A 20,200-nucleotide genomic window follows, 5' to 3' on the forward strand; every position below is an offset into this window, starting at 1 on the left:
ATGTGTGGTTCTCCGTTCATCGCCGTCAGATGTTCAGGCCGTGGAAGAAGTCGATGCGCGTCTCCGCGGCCTCCGGCGCCAGCTCGATCCGCACCACGGCGCCGCCGTCTCCGGTGGTCTCGGAGGCGGGCAGCGCTACCTCCAGGTGGTCGCCGGTGAGGCTCCACTCGGGCCGTTCGCTCGAGCCGAGGACGCGGACGTCGACGATGGGGCGGTCGAGGAACCGGCTGCCCGACCCGAAGCTCCGGATGCGCATCCGGCCGTCCTCCGGCCGCACCATCCCTATCGCGTAGACGTAGTCGTGGCCGACCTCCGTCATCCTGGTGAAACGGAGGTCCTCCGCCGAGTACACCGGAGCGGCGGCGTCGGTGAACGAGCCGGCTGCGGGAGCCGTCGGTCCCTCACCGAACACGACCCAGGGACTGGAGCCGTAGATCGCCTCGCCGTGCGCGGCCAGCCAGTCGCCCACGGCCTCCAGCAGCGCGGCTTCCTCTTCGGGGATCGTCCCGTCCGGGCGGGGGCCGATGTTGAGCAGCAGGTTCCCGTTCTTCGCGACCACGTCGACGAGCTCCTGGATGAGCTCGGAGGCGTCCTTGTAGTCGTGCCCCTCCACCCAGCTCCACGATGTCCGCGACACCGACGTATCGTTCTGCCAGACGTCGGGCCGGATACCGCCCATGGTGCCGCGCTCGATGTCGAGCACCGCCGAACCCGGCGCGAACGACTCCCACTTGTAGTTGATGACGACCTCGCGCCCCCACTCCGCCGCCCGGTTGTAGTAGTACGCGGCGAGTCGGCGGATGTAGGGCTCGAACGAGGGCTCCTCGATTCCGGTGTCGAAGTAGAGGATCTGCGGCCGGTAGGAGTCGATGATCTCGACAGTCCGGAGCAGCCAGTCCTCCAGGAAGCGCTCAGTGGGATTCATCTCCTTGCGGAGCGCCGGGCCGTACAGGTCGGCGTACGCCGGATCGCGGACGTCGGAGTCGAACTCCGCTCCCCGTTCATGAAGAACCAGTGCTCCGCCCGGTGGGTGGACGCGCCGGAGATCAGCCAGGCCTGGTCGACAGCCGCCAGCAGGTCTCCCATCACGTCGCGCTGCGGGCCCACCTCCGTCACCTTCCAACGCGAACGCGCCGTGTCGTACATCGCGTACCCGTCGTGATGCTCGGCGACCGGCACGACGAACTGCGCGCCCGCCCGCTTGAACAGCGCTACCCACTCCTGCGGGTCGTACCGCTCCATCCGGAAGTGCGGGAGGAAATCCTTGTAGCCGAAACGGTCGTGCGGACCGTACGTCTCGACATGATGCTCGAACGCGGGCGTGCCGCGACGATACATGGTGCGCGGGTACCACTCGTTCCCGAACGCCGGCACCGAGAAGGCACCCCAATGCAGGAAGATGCCGAACTTGGCGTCGCGGTACCACTGCGGCGCGCGATAGCGGGACAGCGAGTCCCAGGTGGCGTCGTACGGCCCGGCTTCGATGACGGCGTCGACCATCGCGAGCGCCGGACGGTTGTCCGACACGTCGACAGGCGCCGGCAGGGTCGAGGGGTCGAGGGGTTCGAGGTTCACGTGTCTCCGTCCGTGGCGGCTCAACGGCCGCCGAAGGCGCCCGCGCCGATCGCGGCCACCAGTTGTCTCTGGGCGAAGGCGACGACGACCACCACAGGGGCGATCGTCATCACGCACGCCGCCATCAGCAGCTGCCACTGCGTGCCGGTCTGGGTCGTGAATCCCGCGATGCCGATGGGGATGGTCCACTTCTCCGAGCTGTTGAGGATGATCAGGGGCCAGAGGAAGCTGTTCCAGCTGCCGAGGAAGGCGAAGATCGCCAGCACCGACAGGGCGGGCCGCACGAGCGGAACGATGACGCTGATCAGGATGCGCCAGGTGGACGCACCGTCGAGCCGGGCCGCCTCCTCCAGCTCCGCCGGGATCTGGAGCATGAACTGCCGGAGCAGGAACGCTCCGAAGGCTCCGAACAAGCCGGGCAGGATCAGGGCCACCCAGGTGTCGGCCAGCCCCGCCTGGTCGAACCCGAGGAACAGCGGCACGACGGCGACCTCGCTCGGCAGGGTCAGCGTAATGACGAACAGCAGGAAGACGGCGCTCCGCCCCGGGAACCGCAGCCGCGCGAACGCGAAGGCCGTCAGAGTCGCGACGATCAGGGTCAGCACGGTCGAGATGGCGGCTACCACCAAGCTGTTCAGGAGGAGGCGCCCGAAGTCGACTTCGGTCCACGCGTCCACGAAGTTCGACCAGAGGACCTTCGAACCGATGAAGGTGATCTGCGCTGCGAACACCTCGTTCGCCGGCTTCAGCGCGGTGAAGAGGGTCCAGATCAGCGGGAAGGAGAACACGAGCGCGAAGAGCCACGCCGCGGTGGTGTTGGCGGCGACCCCGACGGTCCGTCCCCGGCGACGCCAGCGCGGACCCGAGGCCGGTAGCTGGTGCTCAGTCATAGTGGACCCACTTCCTCTGCCCCCAGAGTTGGAACAGCGTGAAGATTGCGATGATCACGAACAGCACGGTGGCGATGGCCGACGCATAGCCGAGCTGGTTGTTCGTGAATGCGGTCTGATAGAGGTACAGCATGATCGTCATCGTGCTGTTGCCCGGGCCGCCGCCCGTGATCACGTAGGCCTGAGCGAAGGTCTGCCAGGCGCCGATCACGGTCAGCACCGTGGTGAAGAACAGCGCAGGGCTGACCAGGGGCAGCGTGATCGAGAAGAAGCGGCGGAACCGGCCCGCCCCATCGATCCGCGACGCAGCGATGACATCGGGGCTGATCGAGTCGATGCCGGCACCGAGCACGATCATGTTGTACCCGAACGACTGCCAGAGCGAGACGCCGATCACCACGGCCAACGCCCAGTTCCCGTCGCTGAGCCACGGGATGGGGCCCAGCCCGATCCCTGCCAGCGCCTGGTTGACGGCGCCGTCCTTCTGGAACAGCAGACGGAAGACCGCGGCGTTCGCCACCATCGGTGACAGCGCCGGGATCAGGAAGATCACTCGGAGCCAGTTGCGGCCCGCGATGCGCGTCTTCAGCCACAGCGCCATCGCCATCGAGATCGCGATATTCGCCGGGACATAGACGAGCACGAAGATCGCCGTCACCATGACGCTGTTGAGGAACTGGGGGTCGCGCAGCAGCCGGGCGTAGTTCTCGGTGCCGGTGAACTGGATGCCTCCCAGCAGGGTCGAGTCGGTGAATCCCAAGATCAGCGAGGCGAGCTGCGGGATGACGATGAATACTGCCAGGCCGACGAGCCCGGGCAGCACGAAGGCCCACCCCACCCAGCGGGGGCCCCCGAGGAGCCGGCGGCGAAGCCGGCCCCTCGGGCGCTCCGGTTGGGCGACGGACCCCTCGGAGACCTCTTCCTCCGCACGGTCCAGACGCACGAACGTCATTGCCCGAGGCCGGCCTTCACCTGCTGCAGCACCTCGGCGACCGTGTTCTTGCCCGAGAAGGCGTTCACCTCGTACTGCGTCAGAAGGGTGTCGATCTGAGCCTGGTTCGAAGGAACAGGCGACGGCGTCGCGTCACCGGTCATCTGCTTGATGACCGCGGTGAACTCGGGCGATCCGACGTTCTTGGACCAGGCATCCAGCGCGTCGAGCCGCGCCGGCACGGAAGCCTGCGACTTCGTCACGAACTCCAACCCGCTCTTACTCGTCATCGCCTCGATGGCTTTGAACGCCTTCTGCTTGTCGCCACAGGTCTTCGTGATGCCGAAGCCCGATCCGCCGATGAACCCCTTCGAGGTGCCGCTCTTGCTCGGGATCACGGCGATGCCGACGTTGTCCTTGCCGAGGCTCTGCTGCGCGTGCTGCAGATCCCACAGTCCCTGCATCTCCATGGCCGACTGCCCGGTGTTGAACGCGTCGATGTCCGGGAACGTGCCGCCGGCGGCTGCCTCCAGCGGCTTCGCGACCTTGTACTTGTTCGACAGGTCGACGAGCAGCTGCAGCGCCTCACGGAAGTTCGGGTCGTCCAGCTTCGGCCCGTTCTTGTCCGCCCAGGGGTGGCCATCGGCCGCCATGAGCGTGCTGATGGGGTTCGAGCCCTGCGGGATCGCGAAGCCGTAGACGCCGTTCCTCGTGGTCGCCTTCGCTGCCGCGATGAAGTCGTCGGTCGTCCAGCTGTTGCTGGGTTCTGCCACGCCGGCGTCCTTGAACATCTTCTTGTTATAGAGAACCACGGTGGGCCCGGCGTTGAACGGGATGGAGTACAGCTTGCCGTTCACGCTGAGCTGCTCGAGCATCGCCGAGCTGTACGCCGACAGGTCGAGCTTGTTCTTCTTCGCCAGGTCGTCCAGCGGCTCCAGCCCCTGCACGTACTGGCCCACGCGTCCGTTCTGGAAAGTGACCAGGCACGGCGCGCTGCTGCTCTTCATCACGGTCGGCAGCTTGGTGTAATAGTCGCCGATGGGCGGCCCGGAGAAGCTCACCGCCATCTTCGGGTCGGCGTGCTTGCCTCCCGCGATGTAGTCGCTCCACTGCTGCTTGTCGGCCTTTCCGCCGATCCACGTGTACATCTTGAGGGTGTTGCCGTCGAGGCCCGACGTTCCGCCTCCGCCTCCCGAACATGCGGCGAGGCCGAGGGCGAGCACTCCGGCGACCACGACGGAGATGCCGACGCGTCCGGGCCCCCTCGTGTTATTCCACCGTGACTTCATGAACTCCTCCTTGAGTTAGAGCGAAACGTTACGACTCCAGTGATGGTAGGAGTGCAGGCACTGCGAAGTCAATAGTTTTCGTCCAGCACTAAACGTTTCGTGCGATTCGTCTCTCTCAGCAGATCGTGCGCGAGGATGGTCTCGGCGACCGTCATCGTTTTCAGCGCATCGCCGAAATGCGACGATGGCAGACGACGGGTACGCACCGCTTCGATGAATTCGGCGCTCTTGGCGCGGAAGCCTCCGCGTACGTGGAGGTCCGGCGAACCCGCCACCTCAGCGGCATCCAGGCCCTCCTGCCCATCGGCATCCCAGACGGTTCCACCGACCTCCAGGTCGCCCTCCGCCATGATCCCTTCGCCGTGGACTTCCACACCGAAGGTCCTCCGGCCGCTCGTCCAGTTCGCGATCATCACACCGACTGCGCCGGTGTCGAACTCGAGCGTCGCCGCGATCACGTTGATGTCGTCGACCCTCACCCGTCGCGTCACATCCGACACCGCGATCACCTCGCCACCGCAGAGGTGCCGGAGGGTATCGATCACATGAACGCCGTCGTCCATCATCCGGTCGCGCGCCGACACCATCGGGGTCGGATCATTCTTGTAGAACCGGCACACCGCATGGACCACCTGGCTGCGCTCGCGAACCCGGCGGACCATGCGCTCCAGCAGCGGAGACGAGCGCCGCTGGAAACCGACCTGCGTGACGCAGCCGTTCTCGTCGGCGAGGCGAGCGAGCGTGCGGGCCTGATGGACGGTCAGGCCGAGCGGCTTCTCGACGAAGAGGTCGAGCCCGCGAACGAGGCACGCGCACCAGATACCGAACATGAGCTCGGGTGGCCCGATGACGTACACGGCCTCAGGATGCGTTTCGTCGATCATCTCCGACCAGTCGCTGAACAGTGCGGCGACGCCCCACCGCTCGCCGGTCTGCCGGAGGCGCTCCGGCGAGAGATCGCAGATGCCGACGATCTGCACGTCGGGCAATGACGTCAACGACGGATAGTGGACCAGGTTGGCCATCTGCCCCGCGCCGATCACGGCGACGCGCACCGGCCCGCGCTCCGCAGCACTCATCGGACCACTCCGGCGACGCCCTGAGCAGCGGCTCGAAGGCTTCGTGCGTATTCGAGATCCCGCGTCACCTTGGCGACGAGGTCGCTCTCGTCGGTGTATTCCGCCGTGAGGCAGATCGGGCCGGCGAACTCACGCGCGACGAGGTAGCGGATCGCGCGGCTCCATTCCGCCATGCCGCTGCGGGCGTCGGTGAAGACCGGTTCCCAGAGGGGTCCGCCTCCGGCGATGCCGGGTCGTCGACTCGCTCGTAATACGCGCTCTTGAGGTTGACGATGCCGAGCCAGGGCCAGAGGAGTTCGAGGCCGTGCTCGGGCCGCTTGCGCGCGAGGGCGTCGTGCGCCGCGTCCCAGATCGCGGCGACGAATCGGTGATCGACGTCGTGGAGGAGCGCTGCGAGCTCCGAGGAGTCGGCGATGTAGTCGTCGTAGTGCGGCTGGATCGCGACGCGGACTCCGTGGCGTTCGGCCCGGTCGGAGAGGCCGGCGAGAGTCCGGCGGATCGCCGCGCCGGTTGCGGTGTAACCGTCGGACCCGATGGGCACCATGATCCGGATGAACGGCACGCCGGCTTCCGCGCAGGCCGCGAACGTCGCTTCGTCCGTGCCCGAGGCGATGCTGGCGACCGCTATCCCGGCTCGTGCGAGTTCACGCACGGCGGCCGGCAGGGCGGTCGCCACGTCCTCCGGCGTCACCTGGTAGCCCGGCCGCACCGGGAGTTCGACGGCATCGAAGCCCATGTCCGCCACCAGCTCGCCGAGAGCAGGGATGGGTGGCTCTCGCCACGGTTTGGTGAAGACACTCCACGTCGTCGTGGGATCTGGGTGCGGCATGGCGGACTCCTCAGCTCAATCACGTCGGGAAAGTTTGTGCAACGATACAGTAATCAGTGCAACGATACAGTCAGCCGTTAGAGGTCAACCAGGGGAGGTGAGAGCGATCGCGACCATCAGGGATGTTGCTCAGGCCGCCGGAGTCTCGCCCTCCACTGTCTCGAACCTGCTCAACGCCCGCGAGCACCTCATGCAGCCGGAGACGCGCCGCCGCGTACTCGAGGCCATGGAGTCCCTCTCCTACCGGCCGAGCCGGGTGGCCCGGCAATTGCGCGGTGCCCCGAACCCGACGCTGGGGCTCATCGTCCCCTCCGTGGCCAACCCGTTCTGGGGATCGTGGGCGGCCCACCTCGAGGCGGCGTTCCATGCGCACGGACGGCAGATCTACCTCTGCAACACCGAGCGCGATCCGGAGCGCGAGCGCGCCTACGTGGAGCAGCTCTGGGCCGACGGCATCGAGCACATCGTGCTCTCCACCTCGCTCCCGTCGCTCGAGCACCTGCGGCCCGCCATGGACGCCGGCGTTCAGATCATCGCGTTCGACCGCGAGCACCAGGAGACCGACCCCCGGAACTGCTGAACGTCAGCATCGACAACGAAGCCGGCGCGTGGATGGCCACGCAGCACCTCATCGAGCAAGGTCATCGGCGCATCGCCTTCGTATCCGGGGCGATGCGCACCATCAGCCGGCAGCGCCGCTTCGCCGGCTACGGCCGGGCGCTCGCGGAGAACGGCATCCCGCTCGATGAGGCACTCGTGCCCCGTTCGTCCGACCTCGGCGACGCGGACAGCGGCCCGCTGGCCCGCACGGCGGTACACGCCCTGCTGGCGCTCGACGACCAGCCCACCGCCTTGGTCGCCGTCAACGACATGGTCGCTCTGAGCGCATCCGCCACCATTCGGGATGCGGGCCGCGATATCGCCGAGTTCGCCGTCGTCGGGTTCGACGACACCCCGATCGCGCGCCTCATCTCGCCCGCCCTGACCTCGGTCCAGCAGCCCTTGCGAGAGATGGCCGAGGCGGTCGTCCGGCTCACCGTGGACGGGGCCGGTGCCGGCGAGCCGAGGACCTCGCTCGTCTTCCCGCCGACGCTCGTGGTGCGCGCCTCGACCGAACGGAGAATCGCATGACCGCATCCGGAGCCAGAGTGCTCATCGCGGGCGCCGCCGGTGGAGTCGGCCGCGCCGTCGCGCTGGCTGCGGCGTCGGAAGGCGCGACCGTCCTGCTGCTCGGACGCGATCGGAACAGCCTCGACGCCGTGCGAGCGGAGGTGGCCGAGGGCGGCGGGGCATCGCACGTCGCGGTCGCCGATGCGACCTCGGCGGCGGAGGTCGACACCGCTGTCGCGGCGCTGCGGCGCGACGCGGGCGGTATCGACGTCGTGGTGAACGCGGTCGGCGTGAACCTCAAAGCCCGTCGCCTCGACGAGCTGGACGAGGCCGGCTGGCGTTCTGTGCTGGACAGCAACCTCACCGCGGCCTTCTTGCTGACCCGGGCAGTGCTTCCCGGCTTCCGCGCTCGCGGGAGCGGGCTCCTCATCCACATCTCCTCCGTCGCTGCTCTTGTCCCTGACATGTCGGGGGCCGCCTACCAGGCCAGCAAAGCGGGTCTGGCCGCACTCGCGCGCGCCACGGCGCTCGAAGCCGGAGAAGACGGGGTACGGGTCACGACGATCTCCCCGGGCCTCATCGATACCGGCTTCATCCGCCACCGCCCGACGCCGCCCTCGCCCGCGGAGCTGGCGGGAGCGCTGCGCCCCGAGGACGTCGCCGATATGTGCCTTGCCGTCATCCGGCTGCCCGCTCGGGCGACCGTCAGCGAAGTCGTCATGCGGCCGACCGCCCGTTGAACGAACCCGCGTCCCCAGTTCCGACCGAGACGGAGATCTCCATGACCGCACCTTCCACCGTACGAAACGTCCTGATCACGGGAGGTGCGACCGGCATAGGGCTCGGCATCGCCGAGGCGTTCCTGAGCGCGGGCGACCGCGTCGCGATCACGACGAATGCCTCGCCCGTTCCCGAGCATGTGGCCGATCGGGTCATCGCCGAGCGGATGGATGTCACCGACAGCGCAGCGGTGACGAGGACAGTGGCGCGGATCGGGGAGGCTCTCGGAGGCCGCATCGACGTGCTGGTCAACAATGCCGGAGGCCTCGTCGCACGCCGGACGGTGGATGCGGCCGATGACGCCCATTGGCAGCACGTCATCGAACTGAACCTTTCGAGCGTCTTCTACGTCGTGCGCGCTGCCCTGCCGCTGATGGGCGAGGGCGGCCGCATCGTGAACATCTCCTCGCTGGCGGCCCACAACGGCGGCGGCCAGGGAGCCGCCGCGTATGCCGCGGCCAAGGCGGGTGTCGAGGGCCTCACCCGTGCTCTCGCGAAGGAGCTGGGGCCGCGCGGGATCGCCGTCTCCGCGGTAGCCCCGGGGCTGATCCTCGAGACGCCGTTCCATGAGCGCTTCACCCCGGAAGCCGACCAGCGCGCGACCATAGCCGCCACACCACTTCGACGAGCCGGCACACCCGCCGACGTCGCCGCGACGACGGTATACCTCGCGTCGGAGGCAGGTGGCTTCGCATCGGGAACGGTGGTCGCGGTCAATGGCGCTGCCGCGTTCCATTGAGCGGAGCGATCTCCGCGTCGCCATTCAACCTCTACGGGAAAGAGAACAGACATGCGCATCGTCGTCATCGGAGCAACAGGCCACGTCGGTGGCTACCTGGTGCCGCGTCTCGTGGCGGACGGGCACGACGTGGTCGCGATCACGCGCGGCAGGTCGGCTCCGTATCGCGAGGACCCGGCCTGGGAGAGCGTCGAACGCGTGATCGCCGACCGCGAGGGTGAGGATGACGCTGGCATCTTCGGCTCCCGCGTCGCAGAGCTCGGAGCAGACGCGGTGGTGGACCTGATCTGCTTCACCCCGGAGTCCGCCCGGCAGCTTGCCGAAGCCCTCCGCGGACGGGCGCGTCAGCTGGTGCACGTCGGCACGATCTGGACCCACGGCACCCTCACCGAGGTTCCTGCTCCCGAGGACGCCGTCAAGCGGCCCTGGGGTGAGTACGGCACCCGGAAGGAAGCGATCGAGCGTCTGCTGCTGGCCGAGTCCCGAAACGAGGACGGCCTCCCGGTGGCGATTGTGCACCCGGGTCACATCTCCGGCCCGGGCTGGCCCATCGTCACCCCGCAGGGCACCGTCGACCTCGACGTCTGGCGGACCCTGGCGAGCGGGCGGGAGCTCCTGCTGCCGGGATTCGGGCTCGAGACCGTGCATCACGTGCACGCGGAAGACGTCGCACAGCTCATCCGGCTTTGCCTGGAACACCCGAACGAGGCGAACGGGGAGGCGTTCCACGCCGTCTCGGAGCGGGCCCTGACGCTGCGCGGATTCGCCGAGGCCGCGGCCCGGTGGTTCGGGCTCGAAGCCAGGCTGCGTTTCGTGCCGTTCGAGGAGTTCGCGGCCTCGCTTCCCGAGGAGCACCGTGACTCCGCCTATCAGCATGTGGCCCGCAGCCATTCGATGAGCATCGAGAAGGGGCGCCGGCTGCTGGGCTACGCCCCCGCGCACTCTTCGCTTGCGGCCGCGGCGGAGTCCGTGGAATGGCTCCGGCAGGCCGGCCGTCTCGGCGAAGGCGTTCCGCCCGTCCGATTCGGTTGAGCGGCGGGGATTCGGTATACGGACGCACGGGGCCCGAAACGATTCGCGCCGCGCTAGCGCTGGATTATGCTGAGCGGACGCGACTAGCAGACACGACTACCAGACAACGGTAACCGTAGGACTGCGAGCGGCACGACTAGGGAAGAGGGGCTGTGACGACCTACAAGGATATCCAGCGGGCCACCGGACTCTCGCTCGCCACGATATCCAAGTATTACAACGGGCGAAACGTTCTGGAAGCGAACCGCGAAGCAATCGAGTCGGCGGCCCGCGAGCTCGACTTCCGACCCAATCAGCACGCTCGGATGTTGCGTTCGCGACGGTCACGGACGGTCGGGGTGCTGCTGCCGGCACTCGACAACGACTTCCACCTGACGATCGTCGCCGGTGTCGAAGAAGCCCTCCGCCCGCGCGGGATCAGCGTCATTGTGGCAGCCAGCCCCGATGCCAGCGACGACCCCGTCAACCTGCTGATGGACCGCATGGTGGACGGAATCGTCGCGGTCACCTCTCCGCACGATGTGCCCGCATTGCGCGCCGCCGCCTCGCGCGTTCCGGTCGTGATGGTCGACTGGTACATCGACGACCTCTACGCCGACGGTGTCTTTCTCGACAATGCGGCGGCGGGAGCCCTCGGCGCCCGGCACCTCCTCGATCACGGCCACCGTCGCATCGGATTCATCGGCGGTGAACCGATCATCTCCTCGATGCGTCTGCGCACCGAGGGGTTCGAGCGCGCGTTGGCCTCCGGCGGAGTCCCGGTAGACCCGGCCCTGGAGCGTCTCGTGCCGCTGACGATCGACGCAGGCTACCGTGCCGCTCAGGAACTCCTCGCGCAATGGCCGCGGCCCACGGGGCTCTTCACGGCCAACTACGAACTCACCCTCGGCGCCGTGACCGCGGTGAACGATTCCGGGCTTCGTATCGGCCGAGACATCTCGGTCGTCGGGTTCGACAGCCGGGAGCTCGCCCAGGCGCTCGTGCCGAAACTGACAGTCATCGTGCAACCGACCCGCAAGATCGCCAAGCACGCCGCTCGCTTGATCGCCGACCACATCGAGTCGCCTGGCGATCGCCCGGCGCCGACAATCGAATACCTCGACGCGCACCTGATTCCGGGGGCCTCTGTGACCCGCCTCGACGACTGACTCGGCCTGCCGGACAGCGCTGCCGTGAGCGGAACCGCGGCCCGCAGCCCGCGGCCCGCTCCGATCGGTCAGAGACCGCCGAGGAGTCGTGTGAGAAAGGTATTCCGGAAGACGCCCTTCGGGTCGAGTCGCTCGGCGAGGGCGCGGAAGTCGCCGAGTCTCGGATAGAGGCCCGGGACGACCCCGTCTCGGTCGAGGTACAGCTTGCCCCAATGCGGGCGCGCACCGAGGGGCAGCAGCGCAGCCTCCAGAGCCGGCAGCACCGCCTCTACCCCCTCCTGGTCGCGCAGCCAGGTGAAGTGGAGCCCGACCACATCGGCTCCGTATGCGCTGGACAGCCAGAGCTCGTCTGCCTCGACGGTGCGGATCTCGCTGATCTGGAGCACGGGGGCGATTACGGGAGCGAGTTCGCGGACCGCGCGGATGGCGTCCACTGCGTGCGCCCGCGGCACCAGATACTCGGACTGGATCTCTTCGCCGTTCGAGGGCGTGAACTCGAACCGGAAGTGCGCGAGCCGCTCGCTCCACGGACCGACGACGCCCAGCTGTTGCGTGGTGTTGCGGGCGTCCATCGTCGGGATCATGTGACGGGGCTCGGTGAGCGCTGAGGCGCCGAAGAAGTCGTCGCCGATCGCCGTGTCCGCACCGTCTATCTCTTTCAGCCAAGCCAGGGAAACGGCGTCCTCGTCCCACGTCGTGAAGAGTGAGACGCTGTAGGCGGACGAGGTGACGGCATCGAAGTCGTCGAGCACGGCGCCCCACGGCACGCCGCCGAAGAGCCGCTGCCGGACGTCGAAGGTCGGCCGAACATCGAGGGTAAGCTCCGTCACCACGCCGAGGGCGCCGAGCGAGACGGCGGCGCCCGCCAGATCGAAATCCCCACGCGCGAAATGCACGAACTCACCGGAGGCGGTCAGGATGCGCATGCCGGCGACCGCCGTGGAGAGGTTGCCATTGCCGTCGCCCGATCCATGAGTTGCGGTGGCGACGGCGCCGGCCACTGAGATGTGCGGAAGAGAGGCGAGGTTGTGCAACGCCCACCCGGCCTCCTGAAGATCGCGGGTGAGATCGCCGTAGCGGACGCCTCCGCCTACGGTCACCGTGCGCGATTCTGCGTCTATGCGGATATCGGACGGAAGATCGGCCGTGCTCACGAGGACGCCGTCGGCGTCGGTGTCGGCGAGATCGTTGAACGAGTGCCTGCTGCCGAGCGCACGGATCTTCGGCACGCTCTCGACGATCTCGCGCAGCTCGTCGAGGCTGCGAGGGCGCAGGATGGGCGCGTGGTACTGGTAGTTCCCAGCCCAGTTCTTGTCGCTCACTTCGGCTTCCTTCCTTCGTCGGCGGGCAGCTCCGCGGCATCCAGTCTAGAGATGTGAACGTACACATCCCGCAGCCGGGCGTAGTCGAACGTTGAATCCCACGAGCGCGAAAACCCCCGGATCCCGTGAAAACACTGGGATCGCAGGGGTCGTCTGAACACGGCGACCCGGACGGGGAAGGCCCGGTGCCCTCCCGTCCTGTCACCACGCCGACGGTCAGCCCTCTGCGGACGTCCGCGCGCGGTCGACCATGTCCGCCACGAAGGCGCTGAGGTCGCGCACCTCCTGGCCTGCGACATCGTGTCCGAGGTCGCTGTAGACCCGCTCGTCGACCGAGAGATACGTCGCGCCGAACTCCGCCGTGCGCAGGACCGCAGACCGCGGGATGACCGAGTCGTACGCTCCACGACCCCAATACACAGGAGGCCGGCTGAGTGCGAGGCGCCGATCGCCGGGCTGGGCATCGTCCACGACGAATCCACCGAGCTGGACGCCATAGGCGAACTCGCCCGGGCGCCGGCGCATCAGCTGGAGGGCCATCGCCCCGCCCTGCGAAAACCCCATGACGCCGACCGAGCGGAATCGCGGGAGCTCGTCGTACCAGGCCAGCACGGCGTCCACGGCCGCGTTGGCGACCTCGGGGCGCGGATTCCCGATCGGGTTCCCGGAGGTCGGGAACCAGGCGTAACCGCCCGCCTCCGCGATCGGGGCGCGCAGCGAGGCGACCGTGAGCTCCTGCGGAAGGCGGGAGCGGAGGGCGAACAGGTGCCGTTCATCGTAGCTCCAGCCGTGCATCATGATCAGCAGATCGGAGCCCGGGTCGGCCGGGTTGTGCGACCACAACACCGTGTCGGGGTCGAGAGGCGGGTAGTTCACCGTGCGATTCGAGCTCATCATCAGACCAGGAGCGCTCCGCCGTCCACCGGGATGGACGTGCCGGTCATGAAGGACTGGGTCATCGAATACAGGAATGCGTGGGCGATGTCGTGAACCTCGCCGACGCGGCCTGCCGGTAGGGCGTCGGCCTGTTGCTGGTACATCGCCTGCTGGTCCTCGGCGCTCATGCCGCTCCAGAGCGGGCTCCGGACGATGCCGGGCTCGACCACGTTCACGCGGATGGGGGCGAGTTCGACCGCGAGGGCGCCTGCGAGGCTCGTGGTCGCCCCGCAGAGGCTGGACGCGACGGCCCACCCGGCACCCGGCCGAGTGCGGGCCGAACCGGAGGTGAGGGTGATCGACCCGCCCGGTCGGATGCACTGTGCCGCGGCGCTGACCGCGCTCAGCGCGCCGAAGAATCGCACCTGGAAGAATGCGCGCGCCTGGTCGAGGTCGAGTCCCTCCACGGGGAGGAGGCGGAGGGGCTCCCCCGCGGTGTAGGCAAGGTGATCGAACGCGCCGACCTCGGCGAAGAAAGCCCGGACGTCGGCAGGATCGAGGACGTCGAGAGTCCTCCCGGTGGTGCCGGCGGACAGCTCGCCGAGCGCCGCATCGATGCTCGCCTGACGACTGGATGCGATGACGACCTCTGCGCCGGCGTCGAGCGCAGCGTGCGCCGTCGCGAGGCCGATTCCGGAGGTTCCACCGATGATGACGACGCGTTTTCCGTTGAGAGACATAGGGTTCCTTCCGTTGAGCCGCATCGAGCATGCCTCCCACGCGGTGCCGCCGTCCAAGACCTTTTGCGTGCTCGTTGACACCTAACGGGTATCAACGGATGTGCGATGCTGGTGCTGTGAACCCTGACGTGGACCTGCGGAAGTTGCGATACTTCGTCGCCGTCGCCGAAGAGCTCAACTTCGGCCGCGCCGCGGAGGTGCTGATGATCGCGCAACCCGTGCTCTCCCGGCAGATCCGAGCGTTCGAGACGGAGCTGGGAGTGCGGCTGTTCGTGCGCGACACCCGTGGAACCGAACTCACCGACGAAGGCCGGCTGCTGTATGAGGAGGCTGATGCGCTCCTCGCCTCCGCCGCGGCAGCCCGGCGCCGGGTCGCGACCGCTGCGCGGGGCGAGTCCGAGTTCACCGTCGGCTTCATGCCCGGCCTGACGATCACGGCGGCCATACGCGCGTTCCAGCACGTACACCCGGACGTGACGGTGCACGTCATGCGCACGAGCTGGGACGACCAGGTGCGGGTGCTCCACGATGGCCGCGCCGACGTCAGCTACCTGAGACGGCCGTTCGAGGCCGCAGGGCTGACGACCGAGCTGCTGTTCTCCGAGCCACGCGTGGTCATGCTGCCGACCGACCACGAGCTGGCGGCTGTACCCGACGTGACGATGGCCGACATCGCCGACGAGCATCTCCTCCAGGATCCGGCCGCCGTACCGGAGTGGGCGGCCATCGCCGCCGAGATGCGACGCCGACGCGGTCCCGGGCGCTCGCCAAGCCGGACCGTCGAAGAGAAACTGGAACTCGTTGCCGTGGGCAGCGGAATCGCCATCCTGCCCCTCTCGACCGCCCGCTTCTACCGCCGGGCCGATGTCACCTTCGTCCCGGTGTCCGACCTGCCGCCGACCGACGTGCTCCTCGGCTGGGAGAGCAGCAGGCGGTCGCGCCTCATCGAGGCCTTCATCGCCACCGCGTGCGACGCCAAGCACGACCTCGGCGAGAACTGATCCGCAGGACGGGCGTATCGGAAGCGGAGAGTGCTCGGGGACTGCACGCCACCAGCGAGAGGAATCCCCCAAGCACACCGCTCCGCCGTCCCCGCGCCCACAGCCGGCGTGCGCGGGGAGGCTCGAATGGTGAGGGCCCGCCGATGATCGTGCCCTCCCGTCCTGTCACGGCGCCGTCATGGCGCCGCGGTCTGAGGCGAGCGGCCGCTGTCGCCCATCGCCGTCCGGATCGACGCCGCGACCAGCTGCCGGCGCCGATCAATACAAGGGTGACTAGCCCCGTCGAGGGCGGTTGCGTCCGGCGGTCTCGCGCATGCCCGCGTAGACGGTGTGACCCTGGTCGTCGAGGGCGCGCGCGGTGAGCGCCCCGAATCCGGAGCCTGCACCGGTGATGATCACGCTGTAGTTCGACATGGCTCAGATCGCCCCACCGTTGACGTAGACGATCTGGCCGTTGATCCAGCGGCCGCGGCCGGCGAGGAAGGCGACCGTCTCGGCCATGTCCTCCGGGGTGCCGAGACGTTCCAGCGGGGACACCTTCGCGAGGTTGTCGATCTCGTTGTCGCTCTTTCCGTCGAGGAAGAGGTCGGTCGCGGTCGGCCCGGGTGCGACGGCGTTCACTGTCACATCCTTGCCCCGCATCTCGCGAGCCAGGATGAGCGTCATCGCGTTCACCGCCCCCTTGCTCGCCGCGTACGCGGAATACCCGGGGAACTGCAGCTTGGACACGGATGTGGAGAAGTTGATGATCGCCCCACCCGCCCGCACCCGGCGCACCGCCTGCTGGCTCACCACGAATGTGCCCCGGATGTTCACACGGTGCATCCGGTCGAGGTCCTCGAGGCTGAACTGCACCAGCGGGCCGAGCAGCATGATGCCCGCTGTGTTGACCACCACATCCACACCGCCGAACTCCGCCTCCACCGTGTCGAACGCGTCACTCATCGCCGCCTCGTCCGCGACATCCCCGGTGACGGCGATCGCGCGTCCCCCAGCGTCTGCGATCGAGGAGACGACGGCATCCGCCCGCGACCGGTTGCCTGCGTAATGGACTGCGACCGCCATACCCGCCTCTGCCAGCCGTTTCGAGGTCGCCGTGCCGATACCTCCCGAGCCGCCCGTCACCAGAGCGACCCGCGAGGACTGTGAATCAGACATCATGCTCCTTCGGGAAAGGATCCGGACGGCGGTATTACACATCCGCAGCAGGATGATGCGCCACCCCTTAATACGCCCGGATCCACCGATGAATCGCAGACGGCGAGGCGGTCACGTGAGGCGATCCACGAAGTCGCGCGCCGCCCGCAGCACGCGGCTCACCGCGCGCTCGTCCGGGCCGCCCATGAAGCCGTGAGACGCGCCGGCTATCACCATCAGCGCCGCCTCGAGCCCCGCTTCCCCGTACGCCCTCACCAGCCGGACCGCGTCTGGGACGAGTGAGTCTGCTGACCCGACCGCCGCGAACAGTGGCGGCAGACCCGACACGTCTGACGCGAGGTTCGGGGCGCTGCCGAGAGGGGCACCGGTCCAGCGTTCGAACGCCCAGGCGGAGAGCGACGCGTCCGGTCCGCCCGGCGCGGTCGCATCGAGCCCGGCCAGGCTCAGATCGACGTTGGGATTCGACAGCACGAGCGCCGTCGCGTCCGCGGTGCGCGCAGCCTCGAGTGCGACCGCGCCGCCCGCTGAGTCCCCCCACAGCACGACGCGTCGGGCGCCGGAGGCTCGCGCCGTCCTCGCGGCCGAGATGGCGTCGGCTGCCGAGTCGCCGATCCGATGCTCGGGCGCCAGCCGGTAGTCGGTCGCGAGCACGGCGACCCCTAGGGTCGAGGCGACGCGGCGGCAATAGCCGTCCTGCAGGTTCAGATCGCCGAGCACGCCATAACCGCCGTGGAGGAAGACCACCGCCAGCTCCTGATCGCGCGCCGAAGTCGGACGGTACCACCGTGCGGCACGGGCACCCGATCCCTCAGCGATCTCGGTGTTCTCCACCGTTCCGGCGAACGGCGTAACGGGTCGAGCCAGCGCGCGTGCGGCGGCCTCCTCGCGCAGCCGAAAGACGTCGATGCCTGTCATGGAGCCACGATCCCACGAGCCGTGGCCGGACGCCTGTCAGCGTCGCTCGAAGTTCCCATAGCGACGTCTCCGATAACCCTCGTAGACCACCCGGCCCCCGAAAGTGTGCGTGCCTACCAGCGTCACGTGACGCCTGTGCTCCAGAGGGGGCCAGAAAGGGATGCGCTACCCAAGACCACCCGGTACCGGAACATCCGGGACTCGTCCCGACCAACGTAGGTCCGCCGCATGACGGAAGACAAGCGCGTCGCTTGTCCGCACGGGCCCCACTAGTCGCCGACGGCCGACCACTTCCCCGCAACCGCGCGCCCTCTCTGCAGCTCGGGAAAGTGCGCGCCGACCCCGGTCGTACCCTGCTCGGCGAGCTGCGCCCACAGCCCACGACGGGTCATCTCGGCGCGGGACACATCCACATCGCCCATCGAACGCCAGCCATCCTCGGCTATCTGCTGCGGGATCGTGATCGCGTCGCCCAGCAGAATGCGCCTCTCGCAGCCAGACTCCACAACAACGGCGAGGTGGCCTGGCATGTGCCGCAATGCCGGGCTCCGGCGACAGCCTGCAGACCGGCTCGAACGTGCAGGGCCCTCTCCCCGGGCCCTCGACGAAGTGCGCCTACTCGCCCGCGCCGAACCAGACGCGGCCTTCGGAAAGCCCGACCGCCCATCAGTGCCGAACACCTAGCCGACGTGGTCCATGTGGTCAATGAGCAAAGCCCGCCCACGCTCGCCGCTGGTGAGATTCGAGTGCTCGCCTAACGGCTCTGCAGCGTCCCCTGAGTGAGACGCCCAATCCGACGAAAGCGAAAACCCCCGGATCCCTTGTAAACACTGGGATCGCGGGGGCTTGCACGTGGCGGTACCGGTGGGATTTGAACCCACGGTGGGCTTTCACCCACACAACTTTTCGAGAGTTGCACCTTCGGCCGCTCGGACACGGTACCGCGGACTATCGTACGCGATTCGGGCGGTCGTCTCCAATCGGGCGGGAGGCGGTGAAGACGTCGGTGGCCCGGGGTACTGTTCGGTGCATGAGAGCAGTACCCCGCATCGCCGTCACCGCCGTGAGCCTCGTGACCTCCGCCGTGCTGGGACTGGTGGGCTGGCGGCGCTTCGAGGCGAAGCGGGCGGCGGTCGCGGAGGGGCGGGTGCGGCTGAACGAGCTGCTCCCAGTGCACTCCAAGTGGTGGCGGGACGCCGCCAAAGACCAGGGCGAACTGCTCTACGTCGCCATAGGCGACAGCGCCGCCCAGGGGATCGGCGCCTCCGCCCCGAAGAACAGCTACGTCGGCGTCATCGCCGACCACCTCCGGGCGGTCACCGGACGGACGGTCCGCGTCGTCAACCTCTCCGTCTCTGGGGCAACCGTGGCGCTGGCCGTCGCCGACCAGCTCCCCCGGTTCGCGAAGCTGCAGGCCGACATCGTCACCGTCTCCATCGGGGCGAACGATATCGCTTCCTTCGAGCCGGAGCGGTTCCGGCAGGGGCTGCGGGCGGTGTTCGCGGCCGTGCCCGAACATGCGATCGTCGCCGACCTTCCCTATTTCTTCCTGCCATGGAACGAGCGGCTCGTCGCGGAGGGCAACCGCATCCTGCGCGAGGAAGCCTCCACTCGCGGCCTGCAGGTCGTGCCCCTGCACGAGACGATGCGGCAGCAGGGGCTGCGGGGTATCTTCACCCAGTTCGCCGAGGACCTCTTCCACCCCAACGACCACGGCTACCGCGTGTGGGCGTCCGCGTTCCTTCCCGCGGTGACGGCCCGGGCGCGCGGGCTCTACCCCCGTCACGGCGAGAGCGTCGCCCAGGAACAGCTCAGCGCGTGACCGTCGCCGGTGCGAGGTGCGAGAGGATGCGCCCCCACATCGGCACGATGGCCAGGTGTCCGGCGCCGGGCACCATCTCCATCCGCGCGTTCGGTAGCGCACGCTGGTACCAGGCGGCGTGCGCATGCCCGGCCAGTTGGTCGGCCTGCCCGGCGATGATCAGCGCCTTGGCCGCCACATCCGCCGGCTCGAAGCCCCACGGGCGGGCCGTGTAGCTCAGGATGTCGCCCGCCACGCCCGCGGTCCCCTGCCGGAAGGCGTCCTTCAGCATCCGGCCGAGACGGTCGTGCACGCCGGGACGCGCCAGCGCCTGCTCGTCCACGGCGCCGATGCCCAGAGCGGTCAGCGGCACCTCACCCGGCTCCGAGGCGGCGGCCACCTCGTCCGCCTGGGGCTGAAGCATGGCGCCGAGGCGCGACATGGCCTCGTCCGGCTCCATGGCGGCCAGTTCGTCCGACAGCGACTGGAGGTGCGGATCGATCCACGGCACGGCCTCGTTCGGAGCCGGCGTGCCGACGATCGCGACGCGGTCGATGAGCTGGGGATGGCGTGCGGCCAGAGCGAGCGCCACGCGCCCGCCGGCCGACCACCCCGCGACGCCCACCGTGCGGGGACGAGTCACGCCGATCACGGACTCGGCCAGGACGATCGAGCGGAGGTACTCGGCGATGTCGTCCGCGGCCTGCGTGATGCTGGGCCAGTGGCCGTGCGGCCACGGGTCGCTCGAACCGTAGCCCGGGCGATCGATCGCCACGATGTGGGCGTTGCGCTCGGCGGAGGCGTCGGGGTCCGGATCGAAGACCGACGACCCGGGGGCCGCGTGGCAGAAGATCACGAGGCGCTCGGCGTCGGAGTCGCCGTAGCCGGTGACCCCGAGGACGCGGCCGGAACGGAGGGTGAACATGCGGTCAGCCATGCCGCCCATTCTGCACTCGGGCGCACGGCCGCAGAAGTGCTCACATCC

At 68.4% G+C, this 20,200-nt stretch carries 23 protein-coding genes and 1 tRNA gene; 8 read left to right on the plus strand and 16 right to left on the minus strand.

Features of this window, described 5'->3' with window-relative positions; translation table 11 throughout:
• Nucleotides 1-25: 25 nt before the first annotated feature.
• The 7 genes from ACQ86M_RS11820 to ACQ86M_RS11850 all read right to left on the minus strand — a co-directional run bounded on the left by ACQ86M_RS11820 (nucleotide 26) and on the right by ACQ86M_RS11850 (nucleotide 6,593).
• Nucleotides 26-925 (minus strand): alpha-L-fucosidase, encoded by a 900-nt coding sequence (locus tag ACQ86M_RS11820; protein ID WP_431245592.1) that lies wholly within the window; start codon nucleotides 923-925, stop codon nucleotides 26-28.
• Entirely contained in the window at nucleotides 922-1,575 is a 654-nt protein-coding gene (locus ACQ86M_RS11825; RefSeq protein WP_431245593.1) for an alpha-L-fucosidase, read from the minus strand. The genes ACQ86M_RS11820 and ACQ86M_RS11825 overlap by 4 nt, the downstream gene beginning before the upstream one ends.
• Nucleotides 1,576-1,595: 20 nt before the next feature.
• Complete coding sequence (locus ACQ86M_RS11830; protein ID WP_431218852.1) at nucleotides 1,596-2,465, minus strand: carbohydrate ABC transporter permease; 870 nt, start codon at nucleotides 2,463-2,465, stop codon at nucleotides 1,596-1,598.
• Nucleotides 2,458-3,417, minus strand: coding sequence for a carbohydrate ABC transporter permease (locus tag ACQ86M_RS11835; RefSeq protein WP_431218853.1), 960 nt, complete (start codon nucleotides 3,415-3,417; stop codon nucleotides 2,458-2,460). The genes ACQ86M_RS11830 and ACQ86M_RS11835 overlap by 8 nt, the downstream gene beginning before the upstream one ends.
• On the minus strand, nucleotides 3,414-4,685 hold the full coding sequence (locus tag ACQ86M_RS11840; protein WP_431218854.1) for an extracellular solute-binding protein: 1,272 nt from the start codon (nucleotides 4,683-4,685) through the stop codon (nucleotides 3,414-3,416). Before ACQ86M_RS11840 ends, ACQ86M_RS11835 begins: the two co-directional genes overlap by 4 nt.
• Before the next feature lie 68 nt (nucleotides 4,686-4,753).
• Entirely contained in the window at nucleotides 4,754-5,764 is a 1,011-nt protein-coding gene (locus ACQ86M_RS11845) for a Gfo/Idh/MocA family protein (protein ID WP_431245594.1), read from the minus strand.
• 64 nt (nucleotides 5,765-5,828) lie between these two features.
• The gene (locus ACQ86M_RS11850) at nucleotides 5,829-6,593 is read right to left on the minus strand and encodes a sugar phosphate isomerase/epimerase family protein (RefSeq protein ID WP_431245595.1); all 765 of its coding nucleotides are present in this window, start codon (nucleotides 6,591-6,593) and stop codon (nucleotides 5,829-5,831) included.
• Nucleotides 6,594-6,690: 97 nt separating this feature from the next.
• On the opposite strand from ACQ86M_RS11850, the gene ACQ86M_RS11855 reads away from it, so the two are divergent.
• The 6 genes from ACQ86M_RS11855 (at nucleotide 6,691) to ACQ86M_RS11880 (ending at nucleotide 11,402) form a co-directional block, all read left to right on the plus strand.
• Nucleotides 6,691-7,173 carry a LacI family DNA-binding transcriptional regulator gene (locus ACQ86M_RS11855; RefSeq protein ID WP_431245596.1) on the plus strand — a complete coding sequence of 161 codons (483 nt, stop codon included), beginning with the start codon at nucleotides 6,691-6,693 and terminating at the stop codon, nucleotides 7,171-7,173.
• Between the two features lie 32 nt (nucleotides 7,174-7,205).
• Nucleotides 7,206-7,724 carry a substrate-binding domain-containing protein gene (locus tag ACQ86M_RS11860; RefSeq protein ID WP_431245597.1) on the plus strand — a complete coding sequence of 173 codons (519 nt, stop codon included), beginning with the start codon at nucleotides 7,206-7,208 and terminating at the stop codon, nucleotides 7,722-7,724.
• Nucleotides 7,721-8,443, plus strand: coding sequence for an SDR family oxidoreductase (locus ACQ86M_RS11865; protein ID WP_431245598.1), 723 nt, complete (start codon nucleotides 7,721-7,723; stop codon nucleotides 8,441-8,443). The genes ACQ86M_RS11860 and ACQ86M_RS11865 overlap by 4 nt, the downstream gene beginning before the upstream one ends.
• A gap of 41 nt (nucleotides 8,444-8,484) precedes the next feature.
• The gene (locus ACQ86M_RS11870; protein WP_431245599.1) at nucleotides 8,485-9,222 is read left to right on the plus strand and encodes an SDR family NAD(P)-dependent oxidoreductase; all 738 of its coding nucleotides are present in this window, start codon (nucleotides 8,485-8,487) and stop codon (nucleotides 9,220-9,222) included.
• 51 nt (nucleotides 9,223-9,273) lie between these two features.
• On the plus strand, nucleotides 9,274-10,254 hold the full coding sequence (locus tag ACQ86M_RS11875; protein WP_431245600.1) for an NAD-dependent epimerase/dehydratase family protein: 981 nt from the start codon (nucleotides 9,274-9,276) through the stop codon (nucleotides 10,252-10,254).
• Nucleotides 10,255-10,406: 152 nt separating this feature from the next.
• Complete coding sequence (locus ACQ86M_RS11880; RefSeq protein WP_431218862.1) at nucleotides 10,407-11,402, plus strand: LacI family DNA-binding transcriptional regulator; 996 nt, start codon at nucleotides 10,407-10,409, stop codon at nucleotides 11,400-11,402.
• 68 nt (nucleotides 11,403-11,470) lie between these two features.
• On the opposite strand, the gene ACQ86M_RS11885 is transcribed toward ACQ86M_RS11880, so the two are convergent.
• From ACQ86M_RS11885 to ACQ86M_RS11895, 3 genes are all read right to left on the minus strand, one after another.
• Nucleotides 11,471-12,724 (minus strand): FAD-binding protein, encoded by a 1,254-nt coding sequence (locus ACQ86M_RS11885; RefSeq protein ID WP_431245601.1) that lies wholly within the window; start codon nucleotides 12,722-12,724, stop codon nucleotides 11,471-11,473.
• 216 nt (nucleotides 12,725-12,940) lie between these two features.
• On the minus strand, nucleotides 12,941-13,600 hold the full coding sequence (locus ACQ86M_RS11890; RefSeq protein ID WP_431245602.1) for an alpha/beta hydrolase: 660 nt from the start codon (nucleotides 13,598-13,600) through the stop codon (nucleotides 12,941-12,943).
• Nucleotides 13,601-13,620: 20 nt separating this feature from the next.
• On the minus strand, nucleotides 13,621-14,340 hold the full coding sequence (locus ACQ86M_RS11895) for an SDR family oxidoreductase (RefSeq protein ID WP_431245603.1): 720 nt from the start codon (nucleotides 14,338-14,340) through the stop codon (nucleotides 13,621-13,623).
• Between the two features lie 116 nt (nucleotides 14,341-14,456).
• Between ACQ86M_RS11895 and ACQ86M_RS11900 the strand changes: the two genes are divergently transcribed.
• Nucleotides 14,457-15,341, plus strand: coding sequence for a LysR family transcriptional regulator (locus ACQ86M_RS11900; RefSeq protein ID WP_431245604.1), 885 nt, complete (start codon nucleotides 14,457-14,459; stop codon nucleotides 15,339-15,341).
• A 273-nt stretch (nucleotides 15,342-15,614) separates the two neighbouring features.
• Here the strand turns inward: ACQ86M_RS11900 and ACQ86M_RS11905 are convergent, their stop codons facing one another.
• From ACQ86M_RS11905 to ACQ86M_RS11925, 5 genes are all read right to left on the minus strand, one after another.
• Nucleotides 15,615-15,755 (minus strand): hypothetical protein, encoded by a 141-nt coding sequence (locus tag ACQ86M_RS11905; RefSeq protein WP_431245605.1) that lies wholly within the window; start codon nucleotides 15,753-15,755, stop codon nucleotides 15,615-15,617.
• Between the two features lie 3 nt (nucleotides 15,756-15,758).
• Nucleotides 15,759-16,499 (minus strand): SDR family oxidoreductase, encoded by a 741-nt coding sequence (locus ACQ86M_RS11910; RefSeq protein WP_431245606.1) that lies wholly within the window; start codon nucleotides 16,497-16,499, stop codon nucleotides 15,759-15,761.
• 111 nt (nucleotides 16,500-16,610) lie between these two features.
• Complete coding sequence (locus tag ACQ86M_RS11915; protein WP_431245607.1) at nucleotides 16,611-17,414, minus strand: alpha/beta hydrolase; 804 nt, start codon at nucleotides 17,412-17,414, stop codon at nucleotides 16,611-16,613.
• Between the two features lie 269 nt (nucleotides 17,415-17,683).
• A complete protein-coding gene (locus ACQ86M_RS11920) occupies nucleotides 17,684-17,944 on the minus strand; it encodes a hypothetical protein (RefSeq protein ID WP_431245608.1) in 261 nt (86 codons plus the stop codon).
• Between the two features lie 323 nt (nucleotides 17,945-18,267).
• A tRNA-Ser gene (locus tag ACQ86M_RS11925) sits at nucleotides 18,268-18,357 on the minus strand.
• Between the two features lie 87 nt (nucleotides 18,358-18,444).
• Here ACQ86M_RS11925 and ACQ86M_RS11930 point away from each other — a divergent pair.
• The gene (locus tag ACQ86M_RS11930; protein ID WP_431245609.1) at nucleotides 18,445-19,236 is read left to right on the plus strand and encodes an SGNH/GDSL hydrolase family protein; all 792 of its coding nucleotides are present in this window, start codon (nucleotides 18,445-18,447) and stop codon (nucleotides 19,234-19,236) included.
• Here the strand turns inward: ACQ86M_RS11930 and ACQ86M_RS11935 are convergent.
• A complete protein-coding gene (locus ACQ86M_RS11935; RefSeq protein WP_431245610.1) occupies nucleotides 19,226-20,152 on the minus strand; it encodes an alpha/beta fold hydrolase in 927 nt (308 codons plus the stop codon). The genes ACQ86M_RS11930 and ACQ86M_RS11935 overlap by 11 nt on opposite strands.
• Between the last annotated feature and the right edge of the window lie 48 nt (nucleotides 20,153-20,200).

Source organism: Leifsonia xyli subsp. cynodontis (assembly GCF_050632205.1).
GTDB classification, from domain to species: domain Bacteria; phylum Actinomycetota; class Actinomycetes; order Actinomycetales; family Microbacteriaceae; genus Leifsonia; species Leifsonia xyli_D.

Coding starts and splice junctions, on each gene's coding strand:
- ACQ86M_RS11820 (WP_431245592.1), bottom strand. CDS start 925: ATGAATCCCACTGAGCGCTTCCTGGAGGACTGGCTGCTCCGGACTGTC.
- ACQ86M_RS11830 (WP_431218852.1), bottom strand. CDS start 2,465: ATGACTGAGCACCAGCTACCGGCCTCGGGTCCGCGCTGGCGTCGCCGG.
- ACQ86M_RS11835 (WP_431218853.1), bottom strand. CDS start 3,417: ATGACGTTCGTGCGTCTGGACCGTGCGGAGGAAGAGGTCTCCGAGGGG.
- ACQ86M_RS11840 (WP_431218854.1), bottom strand. CDS start 4,685: ATGAAGTCACGGTGGAATAACACGAGGGGGCCCGGACGCGTCGGCATC.
- ACQ86M_RS11845 (WP_431245594.1), bottom strand. CDS start 5,764: ATGAGTGCTGCGGAGCGCGGGCCGGTGCGCGTCGCCGTGATCGGCGCG.
- ACQ86M_RS11850 (WP_431245595.1), bottom strand. CDS start 6,593: ATGCCGCACCCAGATCCCACGACGACGTGGAGTGTCTTCACCAAACCG.
- ACQ86M_RS11860 (WP_431245597.1), top strand. CDS start 7,206: ATGGCCACGCAGCACCTCATCGAGCAAGGTCATCGGCGCATCGCCTTC.
- ACQ86M_RS11865 (WP_431245598.1), top strand. CDS start 7,721: ATGACCGCATCCGGAGCCAGAGTGCTCATCGCGGGCGCCGCCGGTGGA.
- ACQ86M_RS11870 (WP_431245599.1), top strand. CDS start 8,485: ATGACCGCACCTTCCACCGTACGAAACGTCCTGATCACGGGAGGTGCG.
- ACQ86M_RS11875 (WP_431245600.1), top strand. CDS start 9,274: ATGCGCATCGTCGTCATCGGAGCAACAGGCCACGTCGGTGGCTACCTG.
- ACQ86M_RS11895 (WP_431245603.1), bottom strand. CDS start 14,340: ATGTCTCTCAACGGAAAACGCGTCGTCATCATCGGTGGAACCTCCGGA.
- ACQ86M_RS11905 (WP_431245605.1), bottom strand. CDS start 15,755: ATGTCGAACTACAGCGTGATCATCACCGGTGCAGGCTCCGGATTCGGG.
- ACQ86M_RS11910 (WP_431245606.1), bottom strand. CDS start 16,499: ATGTCTGATTCACAGTCCTCGCGGGTCGCTCTGGTGACGGGCGGCTCG.
- ACQ86M_RS11915 (WP_431245607.1), bottom strand. CDS start 17,414: ATGACAGGCATCGACGTCTTTCGGCTGCGCGAGGAGGCCGCCGCACGC.
- ACQ86M_RS11920 (WP_431245608.1), bottom strand. CDS start 17,944: ATGCCAGGCCACCTCGCCGTTGTTGTGGAGTCTGGCTGCGAGAGGCGC.
- ACQ86M_RS11930 (WP_431245609.1), top strand. CDS start 18,445: ATGAGAGCAGTACCCCGCATCGCCGTCACCGCCGTGAGCCTCGTGACC.
- ACQ86M_RS11935 (WP_431245610.1), bottom strand. CDS start 20,152: ATGGCTGACCGCATGTTCACCCTCCGTTCCGGCCGCGTCCTCGGGGTC.